This is a genomic window from Arthrobacter sp. NPDC089319 (genome assembly GCF_040684925.1).
In the GTDB taxonomy this organism is placed as follows: Bacteria; Actinomycetota; Actinomycetes; order Actinomycetales; family Micrococcaceae; genus Crystallibacter.
Map to the genome: position 1 here is coordinate 1 of NZ_JBFBGZ010000009.1, position 18,685 is coordinate 18,685.

At 65.7% G+C, this 18,685-nt stretch carries 16 protein-coding genes and 1 tRNA gene; 3 read left to right on the forward strand and 14 right to left on the reverse strand.

The window, feature by feature from the left end; all coding sequences use genetic code 11:
* Positions 1-190 precede the first annotated feature (190 nt).
* From AB0N75_RS13750 to AB0N75_RS13795, 10 genes are all read right to left on the reverse strand, one after another.
* Positions 191-263: transfer RNA gene (locus AB0N75_RS13750), tRNA-Asn, on the reverse strand.
* A 144-nt stretch (positions 264-407) separates the two neighbouring features.
* Positions 408-2,519, reverse strand: a complete 2,112-nt coding sequence (gene dnaG, locus AB0N75_RS13755) for a DNA primase (RefSeq protein WP_364650793.1) — start codon at positions 2,517-2,519, stop codon at positions 408-410.
* A gap of 107 nt (positions 2,520-2,626) precedes the next feature.
* Positions 2,627-3,922: a deoxyguanosinetriphosphate triphosphohydrolase gene (locus AB0N75_RS13760; RefSeq protein ID WP_364650796.1), complete on the reverse strand. Its 1,296-nt coding sequence runs from the start codon at positions 3,920-3,922 to the stop codon at positions 2,627-2,629.
* Entirely contained in the window at positions 3,915-5,096 is a 1,182-nt protein-coding gene (dusB, locus tag AB0N75_RS13765; protein ID WP_364650799.1) for a tRNA dihydrouridine synthase DusB, read from the reverse strand. The genes AB0N75_RS13760 and dusB overlap by 8 nt, the downstream gene beginning before the upstream one ends.
* Positions 5,097-5,245: 149 nt before the next feature.
* Positions 5,246-6,643, reverse strand: a complete 1,398-nt coding sequence (locus AB0N75_RS13770) for an FAD-linked oxidase C-terminal domain-containing protein (protein WP_364650802.1) — start codon at positions 6,641-6,643, stop codon at positions 5,246-5,248.
* 94 nt (positions 6,644-6,737) lie between these two features.
* Positions 6,738-7,958, reverse strand: a complete 1,221-nt coding sequence (locus AB0N75_RS13775) for an alpha-hydroxy acid oxidase (RefSeq protein WP_364650805.1) — start codon at positions 7,956-7,958, stop codon at positions 6,738-6,740.
* Positions 7,959-8,049: 91 nt separating this feature from the next.
* Positions 8,050-8,790, reverse strand: coding sequence for an IclR family transcriptional regulator (locus AB0N75_RS13780; protein ID WP_364650808.1), 741 nt, complete (start codon positions 8,788-8,790; stop codon positions 8,050-8,052).
* A 22-nt stretch (positions 8,791-8,812) separates the two neighbouring features.
* Positions 8,813-9,580, reverse strand: a complete 768-nt coding sequence (locus AB0N75_RS13785; protein ID WP_364650810.1) for an amino acid ABC transporter ATP-binding protein — start codon at positions 9,578-9,580, stop codon at positions 8,813-8,815.
* A complete protein-coding gene (locus AB0N75_RS13790; protein WP_364651268.1) occupies positions 9,577-10,497 on the reverse strand; it encodes an amino acid ABC transporter permease in 921 nt (306 codons plus the stop codon). The genes AB0N75_RS13785 and AB0N75_RS13790 overlap by 4 nt, the downstream gene beginning before the upstream one ends.
* Positions 10,498-10,546: 49 nt before the next feature.
* Complete coding sequence (locus AB0N75_RS13795; RefSeq protein WP_364650813.1) at positions 10,547-11,491, reverse strand: ABC transporter substrate-binding protein; 945 nt, start codon at positions 11,489-11,491, stop codon at positions 10,547-10,549.
* Positions 11,492-11,800: 309 nt separating this feature from the next.
* Here AB0N75_RS13795 and AB0N75_RS13800 point away from each other — a divergent pair, with 309 nt between their 5' ends.
* From AB0N75_RS13800 to AB0N75_RS13810, 3 genes are read left to right on the forward strand one after another with little or no spacing between them, the layout of a single operon-like run.
* Positions 11,801-12,883, forward strand: a complete 1,083-nt coding sequence (locus AB0N75_RS13800) for a histidinol-phosphate transaminase (RefSeq protein WP_364650816.1) — start codon at positions 11,801-11,803, stop codon at positions 12,881-12,883.
* Positions 12,884-12,893: 10 nt separating this feature from the next.
* Positions 12,894-13,922 carry an aromatic ring-hydroxylating dioxygenase subunit alpha gene (locus tag AB0N75_RS13805; RefSeq protein ID WP_364650819.1) on the forward strand — a complete coding sequence of 343 codons (1,029 nt, stop codon included), beginning with the start codon at positions 12,894-12,896 and terminating at the stop codon, positions 13,920-13,922.
* Positions 13,919-14,404 (forward strand): hypothetical protein, encoded by a 486-nt coding sequence (locus AB0N75_RS13810; RefSeq protein ID WP_364650822.1) that lies wholly within the window; start codon positions 13,919-13,921, stop codon positions 14,402-14,404. Before AB0N75_RS13805 ends, AB0N75_RS13810 begins: the two co-directional genes overlap by 4 nt.
* 50 nt (positions 14,405-14,454) lie before the next feature.
* Here the strand turns inward: AB0N75_RS13810 and AB0N75_RS13815 are convergent, their stop codons facing one another.
* The 4 genes from AB0N75_RS13815 to AB0N75_RS13830 all read right to left on the reverse strand — a co-directional run bounded on the left by AB0N75_RS13815 (position 14,455) and on the right by AB0N75_RS13830 (position 18,663).
* Complete coding sequence (locus AB0N75_RS13815) at positions 14,455-15,123, reverse strand: HAD family hydrolase (RefSeq protein WP_364650824.1); 669 nt, start codon at positions 15,121-15,123, stop codon at positions 14,455-14,457.
* A gap of 22 nt (positions 15,124-15,145) precedes the next feature.
* On the reverse strand, positions 15,146-16,054 hold the full coding sequence (locus AB0N75_RS13820; protein WP_364650826.1) for a GNAT family N-acetyltransferase: 909 nt from the start codon (positions 16,052-16,054) through the stop codon (positions 15,146-15,148).
* A 78-nt stretch (positions 16,055-16,132) separates the two neighbouring features.
* Positions 16,133-17,521 carry a glycine--tRNA ligase gene (locus tag AB0N75_RS13825; RefSeq protein ID WP_364650829.1) on the reverse strand — a complete coding sequence of 463 codons (1,389 nt, stop codon included), beginning with the start codon at positions 17,519-17,521 and terminating at the stop codon, positions 16,133-16,135.
* A 173-nt stretch (positions 17,522-17,694) separates the two neighbouring features.
* The gene (locus tag AB0N75_RS13830; RefSeq protein ID WP_364650832.1) at positions 17,695-18,663 is read right to left on the reverse strand and encodes a DMT family transporter; all 969 of its coding nucleotides are present in this window, start codon (positions 18,661-18,663) and stop codon (positions 17,695-17,697) included.
* Positions 18,664-18,685: the final 22 nt, after the last annotated feature.

The following is an 18,685-nucleotide window of genomic DNA, read 5'->3' on the forward strand; positions in this document are numbered from 1 at the left end:
ACATGGCTAGACTTTTACAACCACCACCGGGCACACAGTGCCATCGGAGGCCGCCCACCCATCAGCCGGTGTAAACAACCTGCTGTCTAAGTACAACTAGGACGCGGTGAAGATTCCCCCGCCGCGCCAGTCAGGGCCCGAAGACAACGAATCCCCGCCTTCGGTTGAAGGCGGGGATTCGTTGTATCCGCTCCCCCGACTGGACTCGAACCAGTAACCCTTCGATTAACAGTCGAATGCTCTGCCAATTGAGCTACGGGGGAAAGCAGTCATCCGCGTGCCATCCGCGGTTTGACTTCAAACAGCATACTCAATGCAGTCCGGAACTTGCCAATCGAGGGCCCGCCGGGAAGCCGGCTTGTGGCGCCTAACACGGCTGGCTCGACTGCCGGCCTTCCGCCTCGTTTCTATTCCGAGCGGAGGGCGCGGCGCTGCATCTCCAATTCCATGAGTTCACGGTTGATCCGCTGGAAGTCCTCGGGGTCTGCTGATGGATCCATCCGCTGCAATTGGCCCAGCTTTTCGGCCTTCAGGTGGGTGATCTGCAGGTCCTGCAGCCGATTGAGGATCCCCCGGCAATACAGCCGCAGCCCGTCGTCGTTCTGTGCCGGCAGCGGCGTCACCGCCAATTCGGAGACGAAGCTGCGCAGTTCCTGCGGCACCTCTTGGCGGATGGTCTCCACCCACTGCGACGGAGTGGCACCGGACACGCCTGCCGCCCGCACGGCACCGTGAACTGCCACGTGCATCGGCGCCAGGAAGCGGGCCTGCATGAATTGTTCCCACTGGTTCGCATCGAGGAGGCCGGGTTGTTGGATCGCCACTTCCAGGGCTTGATGCTCCAGCCGGACGACGGGGTCCCGCAGGTCAGGTCTCGGGTAGGCCGGCCCAGGTGCAGCAGGCTGGCCGGATTCCGGCCCGTAGGACGGATCACCGTCGTAATAACCGCCGTCTCCATAGGAGTGTTGCCCAGCCTGGCCGTACGGTGTCCCGGCACGGCCGTTGGGCTGCTGCCGGGAAGGAGCTCCCGAGCCCCAGCCGCCCTCCCGGTCTGACGGACGGTTGCTGCCCTGCCGGTCCCGTCCCGGAGATTGCTGCACGCTGCGGTTCGATTCCTGACCGCGGCCGTGTTGGTCCCGCTCGCGGCCCGTCTTCCCGGCGGCCCCGGACTGTCCACGTTTGACGGCACCGGCCACCGCTCGGGCGACGTCATCTACGTCCATGCCCAGCCAGCCGGCAAGCTCACGCGAGTAGCCCGGCCGCATCGCCGGGTCCTTGATCTCGGCGACCACCGGCGCTGCGGCCCGCAGCGCCGAAACCCGTCCTTCGACGGTATCCAAGTTGAACTTCTTCAGCGTGGCCTTGATGGCGAACTCGAACAACGGGCGGCGGGAACTGATCAGTTCGCGCACCGCGCCTTCGCCGTGGCTGAGGCGCAGGTCGCACGGGTCCGCGCCGTTGGGCTCCACCGCGACATAGGTCTGGGCTACAAAGCGCTGGTCTTCCTCGAAGGCCCGCAGCGCGGCCTTCTGGCCGGCCTCGTCACCGTCGAAGGTGAAGATCACTTCGCCGCCGGTTCCATCATCGGAGAGCAGGCGCCGGGCGATCTTGATGTGGTCAGTTCCGAAGGAGGTACCGCACGTCGCCACGGCCGTTTGGATTCCGGAGAGGTGGCAAGCCATCACGTCCGTGTACCCCTCCACGACCACCAGCTGGCGACTGCGGGCGATGTCCCGCTTGGCCAGGTCAATCCCGTAGAGAACCTGCGACTTCTTGTAGAGCGCCGTCTCCGGAGTGTTCAGGTACTTCGGTCCCTGATCGTCCTCGTACAGCTTGCGGGCGCCGAAGCCAATGGTCGCACCGGTCAGATCGCGGATGGGCCAGATGAGCCGGCCGCGGAAACGGTCGTAGATCCGGCTGTTCCTGCCATCGGATCCATCCCCGCCGGAGAACAAGCCGGTCAGGCGCAGTTCGTCCTGGGTGAAGCCGCGGCCGGTCAGGTGCTTGAGCAGGCCGTCCCAGCCCTGCGGGGCGTAGCCCACGGCAAAATGCTCCGCGGCTGCCTGGTCGAAGCCGCGCCCGGAGAGGAACTCCCGCGCCGCGGCGGCGCCCGGGGTCTGCAGCTGCTCGCGGAAGAACTCAGCGGCGACTTTATGCGCATCCAGCAGGCGCTGCCGCTTGCCGACGTCCTCCCGGCGCGGGCCGGTACCCCCGTCTTCGTACCGCAGCGTGTAGTTGATCCGGTGTGCGAGCTTCTCCACCGTCTCGGAGAACGTGGTGTGGTCCATCTTCTGCAGGAACGAAATGACGTCCCCGCCTTCGCCGCAGCCGAAGCAATGGTAGGTCCCCACCTGCGGACGGACATGGAACGACGGCGAGCGCTCGTCGTGGAAGGGGCACAGGCCCTTGAAGGAGCCGATGCCTGCCGACTTCAGCGTGACGTAGCCGTCGACGACTTCCTTGATGTCGGTGCGCTGGCGGACTTCATCGATGTCTTCACGTTTTATCAGTCCGGCCATAGTCCTATGTTATGCAGCAGCGCCAAATCGGCGGCTCCTCCCCCGCAGGCTGGTGACGGCGGAGCGAGGGCGGGCGCCTGTGGAGGAGGGCTCGGGAGCGCGCGGCATCAGAGCAGCGTGCGGTGGGCCCCCATCAGGCGTTCGTGCAGCGCCAGTGCGGACACATCCGTGAGCGAAGCGATCTGGTCGATCACCACGCGCAGGCGGGCACCGTCGTCGTCGGCATCCCGCCAATCGGAGGCAAAGGTCTCCTCCAGATGCTTCTCCCCGGTGGCGTGGAGCTCGCTGACCAGGTCGTGCAGGATTTCCTGCTGGTGCTCGTAGACCGGTTGGCGCAGCTCCGTGGTCATCACGAACGTGGTGGCCAGCCCCTTCATCACGGCGATCTCGGTGGCGGTCCCCTGCGGCACCACCAGCTCAGCCTCGTAGCGGGTCAGCTGCTGCGGGCCGTAGATGGAGCGGGTGGCCTCCATCGCGCTGGAGCAGAAGCGGCCGATCAGCTGGCTGGTCATGTCCTTCAGCGCGGCCATCGCCTTGCGGCTGCCGTCCGCCTCGCGCACCCAGACACCGGATTGCTCCAACCGGGTGAGGGCGTCGTCCACTTCCTGGGCGTCGCTGGTGGGGAGATACCACTGCTGGGTGTAGCCGATCACCCTGCTGCGGGTGTCGGCGCTGTCCAGCCACTTGAGCTGGAGGCGCCCGGCCACAATGGCGTCTTCGACGTCGTGCACCGAGTAGGAGATGTCGTCGGCCAGGTCCATCACCTGGGCCTCCAGGCAGGAGCGGCGCTCGGCGGCTCCTTGGCGCAGCCAGTTGAAGACGGGAAGGTCGTCCTCGTAGGCGCCGAACTTACTGGTCCGTTTGCCGTGGATGATCGGCGCGTCGTCCGCAGACCACGGGTACTTGCAGGCGGCATCGAGGCTGGCCCGGGTCAGGTTCAGGCCGGCCGGAGAACCGTCCGGGCGCAGGATCTTCGGCTCCAGCCGGGTGAGCAGCCGAAGCGTCTGGGCGTTGCCTTCGAACCCTCCGATGGCATGCGCGGCGGCGTTGAGCGCGGCCTCCCCGTTGTGGCCGAACGGAGGATGGCCCAGATCGTGGGAGAGGCAGGCCGCGTCCACCACGTCAGGGTCGCAGCCCAGCGTCCGGCCCAGTTCGCGGCCCACCTGCGCCACCTCCAGGCTGTGGGTCAGCCGGGTCCGGACAAAATCGTCCGTGTCCGGGGACACCACTTGCGTCTTGGCGCCCAGCCGGCGCAGCGCCGACGAATGCAGCACCCGGGCACGGTCCCGTTCGAACTGCGTGCGGTAGGTACTCTTCGGTTCCTCCGCGTACCAGCGTTCCTGATCGAAGTCCGTGTATCCCGGCGTGGGTGGCGCCGGATGGCCGGTACGCGCCTCAGCCACCGGAGACGTCCAGTTCGGCTGCGGCAATCATCGCCTTGTGGTCCGCGTTCAGTTCCCGGCTGGTGAGCCAGCCGTCCGGCAGCGCCGGACGCTTCGGTGAACCGGCGCGGCCCCGCGGGCCCTCGGCATCTGCTCCAGGGTAGGGCGCATCGGCGTCCAGCTCGGCCAGCAGCTCGCGGAGCACCTCGAGTGTGGGCACCTGGGCCAGCGCGGCCCGCAGTTCGCCGCCCACCGAGTACCCCTTGAAGTACCAGGCCACATGCTTGCGGATATCCCGCAGCGCCTTTCCTTCGTCCTCGAAATAATCCACCAGCAGTTCGGCGTGCCGGTAAAAACTGTCCGCAACGTCCTTCAGCCCGGGGCGGAAACGCTTGTCCGTTCCCTCGAAGGCGGCCTGCAGGTCACCGAACAGCCAGGGGCGGCCCTGGCAGCCTCGGCCAACGACGACGCCGTCAACCCCGGTCTGCTGCACCATCCGCACCGCGTCCTCGGCGCTCCAGATATCGCCGTTGCCCAGCACCGGGACGTCCGGCAGCGCCGCGCGCAGTTCGGCAATGGCGTTCCAGTCCGCCTGGCCCGAATAGAACTGGCTGGCCGTGCGGCCGTGCAGGGCGACGGCGGCAACGCCGGCGTCGCGGGCGATCTTCCCGGCCTCGATAAAGGTGAGGTGGTCGTCGTCGATTCCCTTGCGCATCTTGATGGTCAGCGGGACGTTGCCCTTGCCGGCCTCGCGCGTAGCGGCCTGGACAATGGCGGTGAACAGCTCGGTTTTCCACGGGAGCGCGGAACCGCCGCCGCGGCGGGTGACTTTGGGCACCGGGCAGCCAAAGTTCAAATCGATGTGGTCGGCGCGGTCTTCCTGCACCAGCAGCCGGACGGCGGCACCCACCGTCTTGGGGTCCACGCCGTACAGCTGGACGGAGCGCACGTCCTCATCCTCGTCATGCGAGATGATCCGCATCGACTCGCGGTTGCGCTCCACGAGCGCCCGGGAAGTGACCATCTCCGCCACGTAGAGGCCGCCGCCGTACTCGCGGCAGAGCCGGCGGAACGCCTTGTTGGTGATGCCGGCCATCGGAGCCAAGACTACGGGGGTGTCAACGGTGATCGGCCCGAGTTTGAGCGGCGGAAGCTCAAGCTTGGTGGCCGATTCGGATGCAGCGGTAAGTGTCACCCGTCCATTGTCTCAAAACCGGGCAAATCCCGCGTTTGGCAAGAGTCCGGTTGTGCATATAACCGGGCCGGTGTGTGCTGAGTCTCTGCGCCCCGGCCGCGCTTCGGTGGTGCCGACGTCCGTGCTGCGTCCGTATCCAAGAGGCGGCTTCAGCTGTGGCCGGACGCGGACGGGGCCGCCAGCATGGGAACCGGTGCGAAGACCTTTCCGGGATTCAGCAGATTCCGCGGGTCGAAGACCGCCTTGATCTGCCGCTGCAGCTCCAGTTGCTCGGTGCCCAGCTCATCGCCCAGCCAGCGGCGCTTAAGGACCCCGATGCCATGCTCCCCGGAGAGCGTTCCGCCCAGCGTGAGCGCGTAGCTGAACAGCTCGTCGGCAGCGGCCCAAACCGCATCGGGCACGGTGTCGCCGCTGAAGACGAAGCTTGGATGTAGGTTCCCGTCTCCCGCATGACAGGTTGTGGGAATCATGACTTGGTACTTGGCTTCCAGCTCCGCGACCTTGGCAAAGACGGCCGTCATCGCATCCCGCGGAACCGCAACGTCCTCGACCAACAGGGTTCCCATTGCTTCGAGTGAGGGGAAGCCCTGCCGACGCACGTCCACCAGCAGGGCAGCCTCTTCCGGGTCTGTGGTGATCTCGGCTCGGCCGCCTTCCTGTCCGATAATGGCCGCCATCGCCGCCGCATCGGCCTCGGCCGCCGGGCCGTCGCACTGAATGAGGAAGTAGGAGTTTCCGCGCGATATCAGGTCCACCCCGGTGTAGCGGCTCACACATTCAAGCGTCCGGGCATCCAGGAGCTCCATCATTGCCGGCTGCAGGCCGGCAGCCGTGATCCGCGCGGCGGCAGCGGCGCCCTGGTCGACGGAGTCAAAGAAGGCCGCGATCGTCGCAACGGTCCCCGCGACGACTGGGCGCAGTTTGAGCGTGGCCTCCACGATCACCCCCAAGGTGCCTTCCGACCCGATCATCAGTGCGCACAGGTCGTAGCCCGTCACGCCCTTGACCGTACGGTGCCCCACGGAGATCAGCCGCCCGTCGGCGAGGACCACTTTCAGCGCCAACACGGCCTCCCGCGTCACGCCGTATTTGGCACAGAGCAGCCCGCCGGCGTTCATGGCGATGTTCCCGCCCACGGTGGAAATATCCTTGCTGGCCGGATCCGGCGGCCACCACATGCCCTGCTTAGCCAGTTCCCGGTTCAAGTCACCGTTGAGGATGCCGGGTTCGACGACGGCGAGCTGGTTGGCCGTCGACACCTCCAGGATCCGGTTCATGAAAGCGGTGGAGAGGACGATTTCGCCGGCGCCAGCAATGCCGCCGCCGGCCAGTCCGGTTCCGGCGCCGCGGGTGACCACCGGCACATCGTGTTGGTGCGTGATTCGGCATACCGTCTGCACGTCCTCTATGGAACGGGCCTGGACCAGCGCCAGCGGGCTCCCGTCCGCGACGTGCCCGGACCGGTCGGTGCGGCATGCCTCCAGCAGCCCCGGATCGGTCTGCACCTGCCCGGGAAGCGCAGCCGCAAGTTGTTCAACGACGTCCATCTGGTCCCTTTCACCGTCCGGTCCCGCCGTGGGATCGGCTCCATTGACAATGTGCTTTGTGAGGTTCGCGGCCGGTAGAAACCCGACCGGCGCGTTACGCGGTCGGCGGCAGCAAAATGCCGGGGCCGGCCTCGCGGAGCTCATCCACGCTGGTCATGCCCAGGAGCTGAAGAGTCCTTCGAAATTGGCTCAGGAGCAGTTCAGCAACATGTTCGACACCGTCCTGGCCGCCGGCTACGAGTCCCCAAAGGTACGGACGCCCCACGAAGCAGGCGTCTGCACCGAGAGCGAGGGCTGTGGCAATGTCCGAGCCGTGGCGGACGCCGGAATCTACCAGAACGCCGAAACCGTCCCCTACCGCGGCCCGGACGGACCGGACGAGGTCGACCGGCGCGACGCAGCGGTCGAGTTGCCTGCCGCCATGGTTGGACAGGTGAACGCCGTCGATGCCCAGAGCCTGCGCCCGCTTGGCGTCCACATCCCCTATCGGCCCCTTGATGACGAGCTTGCCAGGCCAGGCATCCCGCAGCCGTTCCAGATCGTCCCAGTTCACCGCCGGGTCAAATTGCCTGCTGATGTTCTCAATGGTGTAGCCACCGCCTGCACCGTCCGAGACGTTGGCGAATTCCAGTACCGGACTGGCCAGCATGCTTGCCCAATAGTTGGGCTTCCGGCCAATGTCCAGAATGCTGCCCAGCGTCAAGGCAGGCGGAATCGTCAATCCGTTGCGGGCGTCCCGTACCCGGTTGCCCGAGACCGCTGTGTCCACGGCGACTTCCAGAACGCGGTAGCCGCTCTGCTCGGCGCGCCGGACCAAATCCATGGTCAGGGCACGGTCCTTCCATACGTAGAGCTGGAACCACAAGTCCTCGGTGCTGACCCCGGGGCTGGAGGCCAGGTTCTCAAGGGACGTGCTGGCCATGGTGGAGAGCGTGTACGGGATGCCGGCGGCTGCGGCGGCCCGCGCGACGGCCGGCTCCCCGAGCGGACTGATCATCCTGGTGTAGCCGGTCGGAGCAAAGCCGAGCGGCGCAGCCGTCTTCCGGCCCAGGACCGTACCGGAGATGTCGGGCGACCTGACATCCGACAGCGCTTTGGGCAGATACCGGTACCGGCCGAAGGCCTCCACGTTGTTCCGCAGCGACTGTTCCTCGTCCGCGCCGCCGTCGACGTAGTCGAAGATCGACCGGGGCAGGCGCCGCTTCGCGGCCTGGCGCACATCCTCGATGGTCCGGCAGCGGCCGAGCCTGCGGTCAGTCCGGGTGCCGGAGGGCAGCTTCAGCGAAACCAGCTGCGCGGCTTCCGAAAGCTTCATGCCGGCGTCCCGGCGCTTCTTGGGCGGCGCCAACATTGGCCCGTGGTCTCAGAGATCTTCACGCCGTGCCCTTCTAGAATTGTAGACAGTTTCATCTGCTGGTCCGCTTGCCCAGCTGCGCCGTCGAACGCTCGGCAGCCTGGACAACCTGCGCGGCGGCTGCGTCCAGTTCCAGCGGGGATCCGAGCAGGTAGCTGACCCCGATGGCTCCGGGGGGACCTGCCGGGTTGAACACCGGCGCGGCAATGCACCGCACTCCGGCCGCCGTGTCGCCGTCGTCCACGCTGAAGCCCTGTTGACGCACCTTCGCCAGTTGCTCGGCAAACCCGTCGAGGAGCTGGCTGCCCGGGCCCGTGCCGACGTCTGCCGGCAGGTGGCCTGCGATCTCGTCTTCGGGCAGCCAAGCCAAGGAGGCTTTTCCGACGGCGGTGACATGCGCCGGCAGTCTGGCCCCGACCGAGCTGGCGAGTTTGATGCCCAGTCCCGGCGGGTCTTCCTTGACGAGGTACACGGCATCGGTGGCATCCAGGATGGCATAGTGCGAGGTGACGCCCAGGGCATGCGTGAGTTCCACCAATTGCGGGGTAACGATGTCGAGGGCGCTAACGGACCGCAAATGCGCCGCACCTATTTCGAAGGCCTTCAGCCCGATGGAGTAGGATGCGTGCTCGCTGACCACCAAGAACTCCCTGCTGACCAGCGCGCGCAGGATCGTATGCGCGGTACTCTTCGGGATGCCCAGCTGCTCGGCGATCGGTGTCAGGGCCATCGGCCTGTCCGCCTTGGACAATAGTTCCAGGATTTCCAACGCGCGCAGAACCGAGTTGCTCATTGTGCTTCTTCTAGTCCTTTCATCACAGGACCGCGCTCAGGAACGCCCTGGTGCGTTCCTCTTTCGGGTTTGCCAGAACCTCACGCGGATCGCCCTGCTCCACGACGCGGCCCTTGTCAATGAACACTATTCCGTCCCCGACCTCACGGGCAAAGCCCATCTCATGGGTGACGACCACCATGGTCATGCCCGACCTGGCCAGGTCCTTCATCACGTCGAGCACCTCTCCCACCAGCTCGGGGTCCAGCGCGGAGGTCGGCTCGTCAAAGAGCATCAGCTGAGGTTCCATGGCCAGCGCACGGGCGATGGCAACCCGCTGCTTCTGGCCGCCGGAGAGGGCATGCGGATAGACGTTGGCATGGTTCCCGAGCCCCACCCGCTCCAACAGGAGCCGGGCCTTGCCGATGGCCTCCTTCTTGCTCATTCCCTTGACTTGGACCGGGCCCTCGATGACGTTTTCGAGGGCGGTCATGTGGCCGAAGAGGTTGAAATGCTGGAACACCATGCCGATGTTGGCGCGTTCCGTACACACGTCCTTGTCCCGCATTTCGTAGAGCTTGTCCCCCTTTTGCCGGTAACCCACCAGCGAGCCGTTGACCGACAGCCGGCCACCGTCGATTTTCTCCAGGTGGTTAATGCAGCGCAGGAAGGTGGACTTTCCCGAACCGGACGGACCGATGATGCACAGGACCTCTCCCTGGGTCACCTCCAGGTCAATGCCCTTGAGGATCTGCAGTTCTCCGAACGACTTCGTCACCTGCTCGGCCTTGACCATGACGCTCTTGTTCATGCGGTCCTCCTCAATGCCAGGTTCTGCCGTAGTCTGCGCCAGAAACTGGGTCTGGTTCCCGGGACGCCCCGGTTGAGCCGGTCTTCCAAAAACTGCTGCAGGATACTGAACACCGTGGTCAGCGCGATGTACCAGATGGCGACGGTGAAGAGCAGTTCGATCACTTTGAAGTTCGCGGTGTAGATCTTGTTGGCCGAGTGCAGCAGCTCGCTATAGGAGATGGTGTACGCCAGGGACGTGAACTTCAGGCAGGCGATGAACTCATTGCCGAGCGGCGGAATGATCACCCTCAGCGCCTGCGGCAAGACGATCCGGCGCATGGTCTTGGCCCGTGACATCCCAATCGCCGAGGCGGCCTCGCGCTGGCCGTGATCCACCGAGAGGATCCCGCCCCGGACGATTTCGGAGATGTAGGCCCCTTCGTTGATTCCCAGGCCGAGCAGCGCCGCGACGAACGGCGTCATCAGCGTGTTCATCGGGATGGAAAACAGCCCCGGGATGGCGAAGGTTTCGAAGATGATAGACAGGTTGAACCATATGAGCAGCTGCACCAGCAGCGGCGTACCCCGGAACAACCAGACATATCCCCCGCCGACCGAACGCAGAACCGGGTTTGGCGACTGCCGCATGACCGCTGTCAATACGCCGAGCACCAGGCCCAGCGCCATGGACAGCAGCAGGAGCACCAGAGTGTTGCGCACCCCTTCGAGGATTCCGCCAACGGTCAGATACTTGATGACCACGCCGTAATCAATGTCCGCGGCGAGAAACGCCCGGCCAACCAGCGCCAGCAGCACCAGGATCAGCCCCGCCATCACCCATCTCCCGGGATGCCGCAGCGGAACCACGGTGAGCTGCTTCACCGAGGCCGGCGCGGACGGTGTATTCGGCCCCGCCTCAACCTTGTTATCGATCATCACCACGTGCTCCTGTTTTCTGCCTCGGTAGCCTGCGCTGGTCGCTTCACTAGCTGGGGTTCACACCCGAGCTGACCGGGTTTACCGTGGCCTCTTCGATCCCGATGCTGGCGAGATGCCACTTTTCGAGCACGGCCGTGTAGGAACCGTCGTCGATGATTGCCTGCCATGCCTTGGCCAGGGCGTCACGCAGTTCGGGATCCTTCTTACTGAAGACCATCCCGAAAAACCGTTTCTCGACCTGCAGTCCTTCCACAACCTCCAGTTCCCCTTCGGATTCGGCGGCGAAGTGGGCCGCGGTGGGATAGTTCTCCAGCATGGCGGCCGCCTTGCCCTGTTTTACCGCAAGCTGCTCGGCCGCATTGCCGTCGAAGGTGAGGACTTCGATCGCCTTCTTGCCGGCGTCGACGCAGACCTTTGATTGGGCCTCCAGGTATTGCGGCTGCACACCTCCGCGCACCGCCGCAATCGGCTTTCCACACAGGTCTTCAACCTTGGAGATGCCCGTGGGGTTGCCGGTCTGCACCACGAAGCCCTGCGAAGACTGCAGGTAGGAAACCATGTCGAAGCTTTCTTCACGCTCCGCCGTGTCATTGACGGCGCCAAAAATAATGTCGTATCGCTTGGTGGTCAGCGCCGGGAGCAACGTGTCGAAGCTGGCATTGTTCCAAGTGAAGGTCACACCCAACTGCTTTTCCAGCTCCTGGGAAAGCTCCACTTCGAAGCCGGCGAGCTTATTGCCTTCTTCGTAGTACTCAAAGGGCGGGTAATCGACAGAGGAACCGACTTGGATGGTCCCCGCCTGCTTGACGTCATCGGGCAGTTGATCGAAAAGAGGGGCACTGTTCGCGGTGTCAGCGGCGCTGTCGGCGGCAGCGGCGTCTTTGCCGCTCTCCGAGGACGATCCGCATCCGCTGAGTAGGAGTCCGGTGAGAAGCGGCGCGGTGAGCAGAACGGCCGCGCGGCGGATAGGGCGTGTGGCGGTGGAAGTCATGCGGGTCCTCCCGAGTAAGTGGCGAGTGGAACACGGAAAGTTCATATATCTGAACGCCATTCGGCATTAGGGAAATACTAGGAGTGAGACACGTCACTGTCAACGCCCAATTTTTATCCGCAGGAAAGGCATGCGAACCATTGACATCCCTCAAGCGCCTCATTAGCGTGTCCGCATATAAAGACGACAATCACATATAGAGAAATGTAGTGAACGACGTCATCCGAACCATACCTGGCGGGAAACTCTTTGATTCGGCGGAAGACACTCCGCCGCCACCCAAGTCCTCATAGCTGGAAGGCCCGCACCATGCCCATCGCTGAACGTCCATGGCTCGACCGGATTCAGGCCTACCGGCCGGGCAAGCACGCCACGAGCCCCGAGGGTTCGATGGCCTCCAACGAGTCTCCGCTGGGAGCCAGTCCTGCCGTCGCAGCCGCCATCGCCAGGACTGTCGACCAGGTGCACCACTATCCGGATCCGCTGGCGGACGAGCTCAGGGCCGAACTGGCCGGCTTGCACGGCGTCGACGCGGACCAGATCCTGATTGGCAATGGCTCGGATGAGCTGATTTTCCTCTTGGCGTCGGCATACCTGGCCCACGGAGGGCACGCGGTCTGCGCCGATCCGGCTTACCAGATCGACCGGATCAGCACCTACACCGTGAACGCGCGGCTCACCCAGGTACCGCTGCGCCACTGGGCGCACGACCTCGAGTCGATGGCAGATGTCGACGCCGATATCGCCTATGTCGTGAACCCGCACAACCCCACCGGCACCGTCCGGTCGCTGACGGATATCAGCCGGTTTGTGGCCCAGAGCCCGGCGCAACTAGTGGTGGTCGACGAGGCCTACATCGATTTCGCGGCGAACCCCGCCGAGCAGAGCGCATTGCCGCTGGTGGACGGGGGGCGGGTGGCAGTGCTGCGCACCTTTTCCAAGATTCACGGTCTCGCCGGTCTGCGGGTCGGCTATTTGGTGGCCGACCGCAGCATCATCGCAACGTTGCAGAAGATCCGGGCCCCGTTCTCGGTGGGCTCGCTGGGCCAGGCCGCTGCGCTGGCCGCCCTGCGGGATCCAGCGCACAAGCGGGCTGTCCGTGACCACACCCTGCGCCTGCGGACCGAACTAGTCCGGATCCTGGAGCAGGCCGGCTACACGGCCATTGCCTCGCAAGCCAATTTTGTGCTCGTCGAGACCCCGAACGAGGAGGATTTCGTGGCCCGCCTGTTCGACCACGGTGTGTCCGTCCGACCCGGAACGGCATTGGGCGTACCCGGAACCGTTCGAATCAGTGTGCCCTCGGAGCGAGGGCTGGAATTGCTCAAGCACGCTCTTGAGGCCGAAAAAACCAAAACTATGTCGAATGCCGCGGCCAGCGGCCTTGCCTAAAGGAGAATCCATGTTCGTCCGAAATGCCTGGTATGTGATCGCGCTGTCCGAGGAAGTCACGCGCGAACCGATGAAACGCACCGTCCTCGGTGAGGACGTGGTGCTTTACCGCAAGCTCGACGGCAGCATCGCCGCCTTGGACGACCGTTGCGCCCATCGCGCCTACCCGTTGTCCGAGGGCCGGCTGATCGGCGACAACATTCAGTGCGGATATCACGGATTCGAATACAACTGTGCGGGGGTCTGCGTCAGGGTTCCCGCCCAGGAGCGCATCCCCGAGCGGGCGGTCGTACAGGCGTTCCCCGTGGTCGAATCCCACCGATGGGTGTGGATCTGGATGGGCGATCCCGACAAGGGCGCCAACACGCCGGTGCCGGACACCCACTGGATGACCGATCCGGCCTGGGATCGGGTCACGCACCTGTTCCTCTTCCGCAGCAGCGCCGATCTGATCCACGACAATCTGCTGGACCTGACGCATGAGAGCTTCCTGCACCAGTCCACCATCGGGGACGAGGCAGTCTATGAGAACGGAATCACCGTCGAGGTAGACGGCAACGTGGTGAGCGTTGACCGGTGGATGCCGCAATGCCATCCGTCGCCGCTCTTCGAAAAGGCCACCGGCATGACGCTGGTAGACCGCTGGCACACCACTGAATTCCAACTGCCCAGCCTGCATGTCATCCACGCCGGCGTCGTGGAGCCGGGCGGCAGGCGCGAGGACGGGCACCTGCTTGAGGTCCTCAACGCCATCACCCCGGAAACGGAGAGCACCGCCTGGTACTTCTACGCCTTCTGCCGCAACTTCGCGGTCGGCGACGAGGGCATCAACGCCCTGCTCAAGGAGAGCCTCGGGGACGTTCTCCGCGAAGACGAGGAGGCCTTGGCTCTGCAGCAGAAGAAGATGGAACGACGCCCGGCCCATCTGCCGGATGTGCTAATTGCCCAGGACGCCGGCGTGGCCAAGGCCCGCAGGCTGATGTCCCGTATGTTAGCCGCCGAGGCCAAGGAACTGGCGAACACCGGGCAGCTGGCATGAGGCTGCTGCTGAGGTCCAATTCGCACCGTGATGTCGACGACGGCTGTCTCGAACTGGCCGCCTCACCGGACACGCCTCGACGCGAGCTGTGGCAATGGGATCTCCGGCTGCTCCCGGCGGATCGTCCTCAGACCAATAATCCGAAACCTGTTCGGCGGGTCAGCGCGGGCCTGACCCGCGGCGACGGATCCGTCTCCCGACTGGAAGTGTGCGCGGATCCGACCGCGGCCTTACCCTCGATCGAGGTGCTCCAACTGGACGGCCTGCAGCGGATCGGCCGCGGGACGCAGGAGGTGGTGGCTGTCGTCGTGGGCCGTGGCCTGACGCTGGCCGAGGGCCGCCACCGGCTCGGCGAGCTGGACGTGATGATCCTGGAGGGTGACGATCCGTACGACCTCTCGCTCGAACCGCAAGACGGCGCGGCCGCCTCCGTTGCCGTCGTGCGGCTGGAGGGCGTCGGCGCCATCGGCTGGGTTCCTTAAGAATCCACCTCCGAGCGCCTGATCGGAGCCGGCCTGCTGACGCCAAGAATTCAGGAGCGCAGCAGCCGGCCGAGGGCGCTTTCGGAAAAGTGCTCCAGCAGATCCTGAGGGTTTCGGTACACCTCGGCGGCGCCTGCCTGGGTCAGGACGTCCGCCGGGGTTCCGCCGCTCTCGAGGCCGATGCAGGGAATCCCCAGCTCTCCGGCGGCGTGGATATCCCAGACCGCGTCGCCAACAAAGACCGCATCTTCGGCCCGCAGCCCGGCCGAGTCCAACGCCGCCTGCAGGATGTCCGGCGCAGGCTTGCTGTTATCGGCATCCGCCGAGCTGGTGGCGGCGGTGATCGAGCCGTCGGCGTCGATCACCCGGCGCAGCACCGCCAGTTCGGTTTCCTCGGCAGAGGATGCCAGCACGACGGCGAGGCCCTCCGCTGCCGTGTGGTCCACCAATTCCCGGGCTCCGTCAAAGCGGCGCAGCGCCGGCCAGTAGGTGGAGAAGACGGCGCCGTGGGCCGCCTTGATCTGCTCGTCCCCGGACCGGTCGCGGCCGTCGTCGAGCAATTCCTCGATGAGCCGGCCTCCGCCCATCCCGACACAGCGGTGGATGGCAGCCATCGGAACGTCGAGACCTGCCTGCCGGAACGCTTGCCACCACGCCAGTACATGCACGTAGTTCGAGTCCACCAGGGTCCCGTCGACGTCGAACAGCACACCCTTCATGACGGCTCCTTTGGTTGGGCGGTCAGTCGCTGACGATGGAGGTTGCCGGGCCCAGCTGGCTGGCCAGGCCGGAGTCCAGCAGCGGCTGCAGCACGGCCAGCACGGCGGTCATCGAATCGTCCACCTCCAGCTGCACGGGATACTGGGCCACCAGCATCGCCAGCAGCGCACGCACCGCGGCCTCGGCTCCCTCGGCCGGCAGCGCGGTGTCGTAGCCCAGCAGCACGTCCGCCGGCGCGTCGGTGCGCTCATGCGTGTAGCTCACGGCGAAAGCCTGGATGGTGCCGCCCTCGGCCTTGGGCGAGCTGCGCAGCACCACCGCGCCGCCGGCCCCCGCGGACTCGCTGAGCAGCATTTGCTGCGCCCGTCCCACGGTCATGTCCGCCCGATCCCACACGTGGACCGAGTTGTAAAAGTCAGCCACCGCACGGGTCAGCTCCACCGACCCGGTGGCCGCCTCCTCCAACTGCGGGCCGGTCTCGCCCAGGGCCGGCAGCGGCAGCGCCCCGGGCGAAACCTGCACCACGCGGGAGCTCTGGATCTGGGTCAGGCCGGCGGCCCGGGCGAACGCGGCACCGGACGTCTCCGGCTCCACCTTGGCCCGCAGCTTCCGCACGCCCGACGGCGCCTGCTCGGCTTCGGCGCGGAGCCTCGCCAGCAGGTCGCTGGCGACGCCCGCGCCGCGGTGCCCGCGGGCAACTTCGACGTAGACCCAGAGACGGTCCGGGTGCAGGCTGGTCTCGTAGACCGCGCCCGCGGCGACCGCTATCCCCTGATCCTCCGCCACGATGCAGCGCGACCAGGGCTGGTCGGCGGACGGCCGGAGCATGGCCCGGAAATGGCCGGCCTGACCGGTCTCCGGATCGCCCCAGATTTCCAGCAGGGCCAGGTCATCGTCCTCGCGCCAGTCGCGGTAGGTCAGCTGGGCCATGGTTCTCCTTCAGCGGGTGCGTTCAGCGGGTGCGCTGCCCTGAAACGGGCGGTTCCTGAGACGGTACGGTCGTCTGGGTTAGGCGCCGATCAAACGGGCCGCCAGATAGCCTTCCACCTTGTCCAGCGAGACGCGCTCCTGGGACATCGAGTCGCGTTCACGGATGGTCACCGCCTGGTCCTCGAGGGTGTCGAAGTCCACGGTGATGCAGAACGGGGTGCCGATCTCGTCCTGGCGACGGTAACGGCGGCCGATGGCGCCTGCGTCGTCGAAGTCGATGTTCCAGTTCTTGCGCAACGCGGCACCGAGTTCCTTGGCCTTGGGCGAGAGGTCCTCGTTGCGGGACAGCGGCAGCACCGCTGCCTTGACCGGGGCCAGGCGCGGATCCAGCCGCAGCACCGTGCGCTTGTCCACACCGCCCTTGGCGTTCGGCGCCTCGTCCTCGGTGTAGGCGTCCACCAGGAACGCCATGAAGGACCGGGTCAGGCCCGCGGCCGGCTCGATCACGTACGGGGTGTAGCGCTCGTTGGTGGCCTGGTTGAAGTAGCTCAAGTCGGTGCCGGAGTGCTTGGTGTGCGTGGACAGGTCGAAGTCCGTCCGGTTGGCGACGCCTTCCAGCTCGCCCCATTCCGAGCCCTGGAAGCCGAAGCGGTATTCGACGTCGGTGGTGCCCTTCGAGTAGTGGCTCAGCTTTTCCAGCGGGTGCTCGAAGAGGCGCAGATTGTCCGGGTTAATGCCCAAGTCCACGTACCACTGCAGCCGGGCGTCGATCCAGTACTGATGCCATTCTTCGTCAGTACCCGGCTCCACGAAGAACTCCATCTCCATCTGCTCGAATTCGCGGGTGCGGAAGATGAAGTTGCCCGGCGTGATCTCGTTCCGGAAGCTTTTGCCTATCTGGCCGATGCCGAACGGCGGCTTCTTCCGGGAGGTGGTCAGCACGTTGTTGAAGTTCACGAAGATGCCCTGCGCGGTCTCGGGGCGCAGGTAGTGCATGCCTTCCTCGTGGGCCACCGGCCCCAGGAAGGTCTTGAGCAGGCCGGAGAATTCCTGCGGTTCGGTCCATTCGCCCTTAGTGCCGCAGTTGACGCAGGCGATGTCCTTAAGGCCGTTTTCCGGCGCCCGGCCCTTCTTCTCCTCGTATTCTTCCTCGAGGTGGTCGGCACGGTAGCGCTTGTGGCACTTGAGGCATTCCACCAGCGGGTCGGAAAAGACGTCCACGTGGCCCGAGGCTTCCCAGACCTGGCGCGGCAGGATCACCGAGGAATCCAGCCCGACCACATCATCGCGGCCGCGCACCATGGTCTGCCACCACTGGCGCTTGATGTTTTCCTTCAGCTCGACGCCGAGCGGCCCGTAGTCCCATGCGGAGCGGGATCCACCGTAAATCTCACCAGCCTGGAAAACGAAGCCGCGGCGCTTGGCCAGCGAGATGATCGAATCGAGGACTGATTTGGCTGCTGCCATGAGGTGGTTCTCCGTATCTCTCCAGGGCCGCTGGGTGCGGTCTGAGGCTTGTCATGGCACAGATCCGTCCGGCGGTTCCGGGTACGGATCGGCGCATAGCGAAGCTACAACGTTAGCCTACCGAAAACGCTGCCCCGAACCCGAATGAGGCAGCCCCGGCGGCGATGGTGCCCTCAGCGGTTCCTGAACGGATGCCGTTGCCACGGCAGGGTGCCGAGCACAGCGGCCAGCAGGGTGAGCAGCGTCCCCAGCACCGTCGCCGTCGTAATCACGGTGCCCGGCGCCGGCACCGCCAGATCCAGCAACAGCGAGCCGAGGATCTGGCCGGAAATCATGCCCAGGCCGGTCTGGAGCACGCCCAGCGCACGGACCAGCACCGCAGCCACCGCGATGAAAGCACAGCCGATGGGTCCGCCCAGGTAGTACCACCACTCGGCGGGCAGCGGATTGCCCACGCCGGCAACCGCCACTTTGATGCCCCAAGCCGCCCACAGCAGCGCACCGCCCACCACGAAGTTGATCAACGTGGCCGGCCACGGAGATCCATAGTGCATGGTCTGCACCCCGTTCAGGGCTTGCTGGAAGCTTTGCAGGAAGCCCGCGGCCAGCGGCAGCAATACCGGCAGCAGCCAGGCGCCGGCCGGGCCGCCGAGGGTGAGCTTGGGCGATACCGCCCAGGCCACCGCCAGCACGGTGAGCACCGCGCTGATGACGCGGATGCCGGTGACCGGGCTCCGTCCGCCCGGCCCCCAGCCCAGCCGGTCCACCAGCAAGCCCGAGACGGTCTGCCCGGTCACGGCTGCGACGGTGAACAGCGCGATGCCGATCAGCGCAACGGTTTCGGCCTGGCTCAGGACCAGGAAGGCGCCGCTGCAGCCTGCCAGCAGGTACCAGCGCGGGAACTTCCGGTCCCGCAGCGCCGGAACCACGCGGCGCAGTCCGCGGCGGGCCTTCGGCAGCAGCAGACAGAGCACTGCCAGCAGCACCAGACCGGTGCTGAAACTGACGACGGCTGCGGCCAGGCCGTCGTCGAGCCGCGCACCGAGGGCACCGTTGATCCTGCCCTGGATCGGCATGCAGATGCCTGCCGCGACCGCCAATGGCAGGCCAACGGCCAGCGGCAGACGATGGTGGAGGGGCACACCATCTACCTTAGGGCCGGCG

What these genes read in the sequence shown, in the direction of transcription:
- dnaG (WP_364650793.1), bottom strand. Translation starts at nt 2,519, where the DNA reads ATGGCCGGACTGATAAAACGTGAAGACATCGATGAAGTCCGCCAGCGC.
- AB0N75_RS13770 (WP_364650802.1), bottom strand. Translation starts at nt 6,643, where the DNA reads ATGGACGTCGTTGAACAACTTGCGGCTGCGCTTCCCGGGCAGGTGCAG.
- AB0N75_RS13775 (WP_364650805.1), bottom strand. Translation starts at nt 7,958, where the DNA reads ATGAAGCTTTCGGAAGCCGCGCAGCTGGTTTCGCTGAAGCTGCCCTCC.
- AB0N75_RS13780 (WP_364650808.1), bottom strand. Translation starts at nt 8,790, where the DNA reads ATGAGCAACTCGGTTCTGCGCGCGTTGGAAATCCTGGAACTATTGTCC.
- AB0N75_RS13785 (WP_364650810.1), bottom strand. Translation starts at nt 9,580, where the DNA reads ATGAACAAGAGCGTCATGGTCAAGGCCGAGCAGGTGACGAAGTCGTTC.
- AB0N75_RS13790 (WP_364651268.1), bottom strand. Translation starts at nt 10,497, where the DNA reads ATGATCGATAACAAGGTTGAGGCGGGGCCGAATACACCGTCCGCGCCG.
- AB0N75_RS13795 (WP_364650813.1), bottom strand. Translation starts at nt 11,491, where the DNA reads ATGACTTCCACCGCCACACGCCCTATCCGCCGCGCGGCCGTTCTGCTC.
- AB0N75_RS13800 (WP_364650816.1), top strand. Translation starts at nt 11,801, where the DNA reads ATGCCCATCGCTGAACGTCCATGGCTCGACCGGATTCAGGCCTACCGG.
- AB0N75_RS13805 (WP_364650819.1), top strand. Translation starts at nt 12,894, where the DNA reads ATGTTCGTCCGAAATGCCTGGTATGTGATCGCGCTGTCCGAGGAAGTC.
- AB0N75_RS13810 (WP_364650822.1), top strand. Translation starts at nt 13,919, where the DNA reads ATGAGGCTGCTGCTGAGGTCCAATTCGCACCGTGATGTCGACGACGGC.
- AB0N75_RS13815 (WP_364650824.1), bottom strand. Translation starts at nt 15,123, where the DNA reads ATGAAGGGTGTGCTGTTCGACGTCGACGGGACCCTGGTGGACTCGAAC.
- AB0N75_RS13820 (WP_364650826.1), bottom strand. Translation starts at nt 16,054, where the DNA reads ATGGCCCAGCTGACCTACCGCGACTGGCGCGAGGACGATGACCTGGCC.
- AB0N75_RS13825 (WP_364650829.1), bottom strand. Translation starts at nt 17,521, where the DNA reads ATGGCAGCAGCCAAATCAGTCCTCGATTCGATCATCTCGCTGGCCAAG.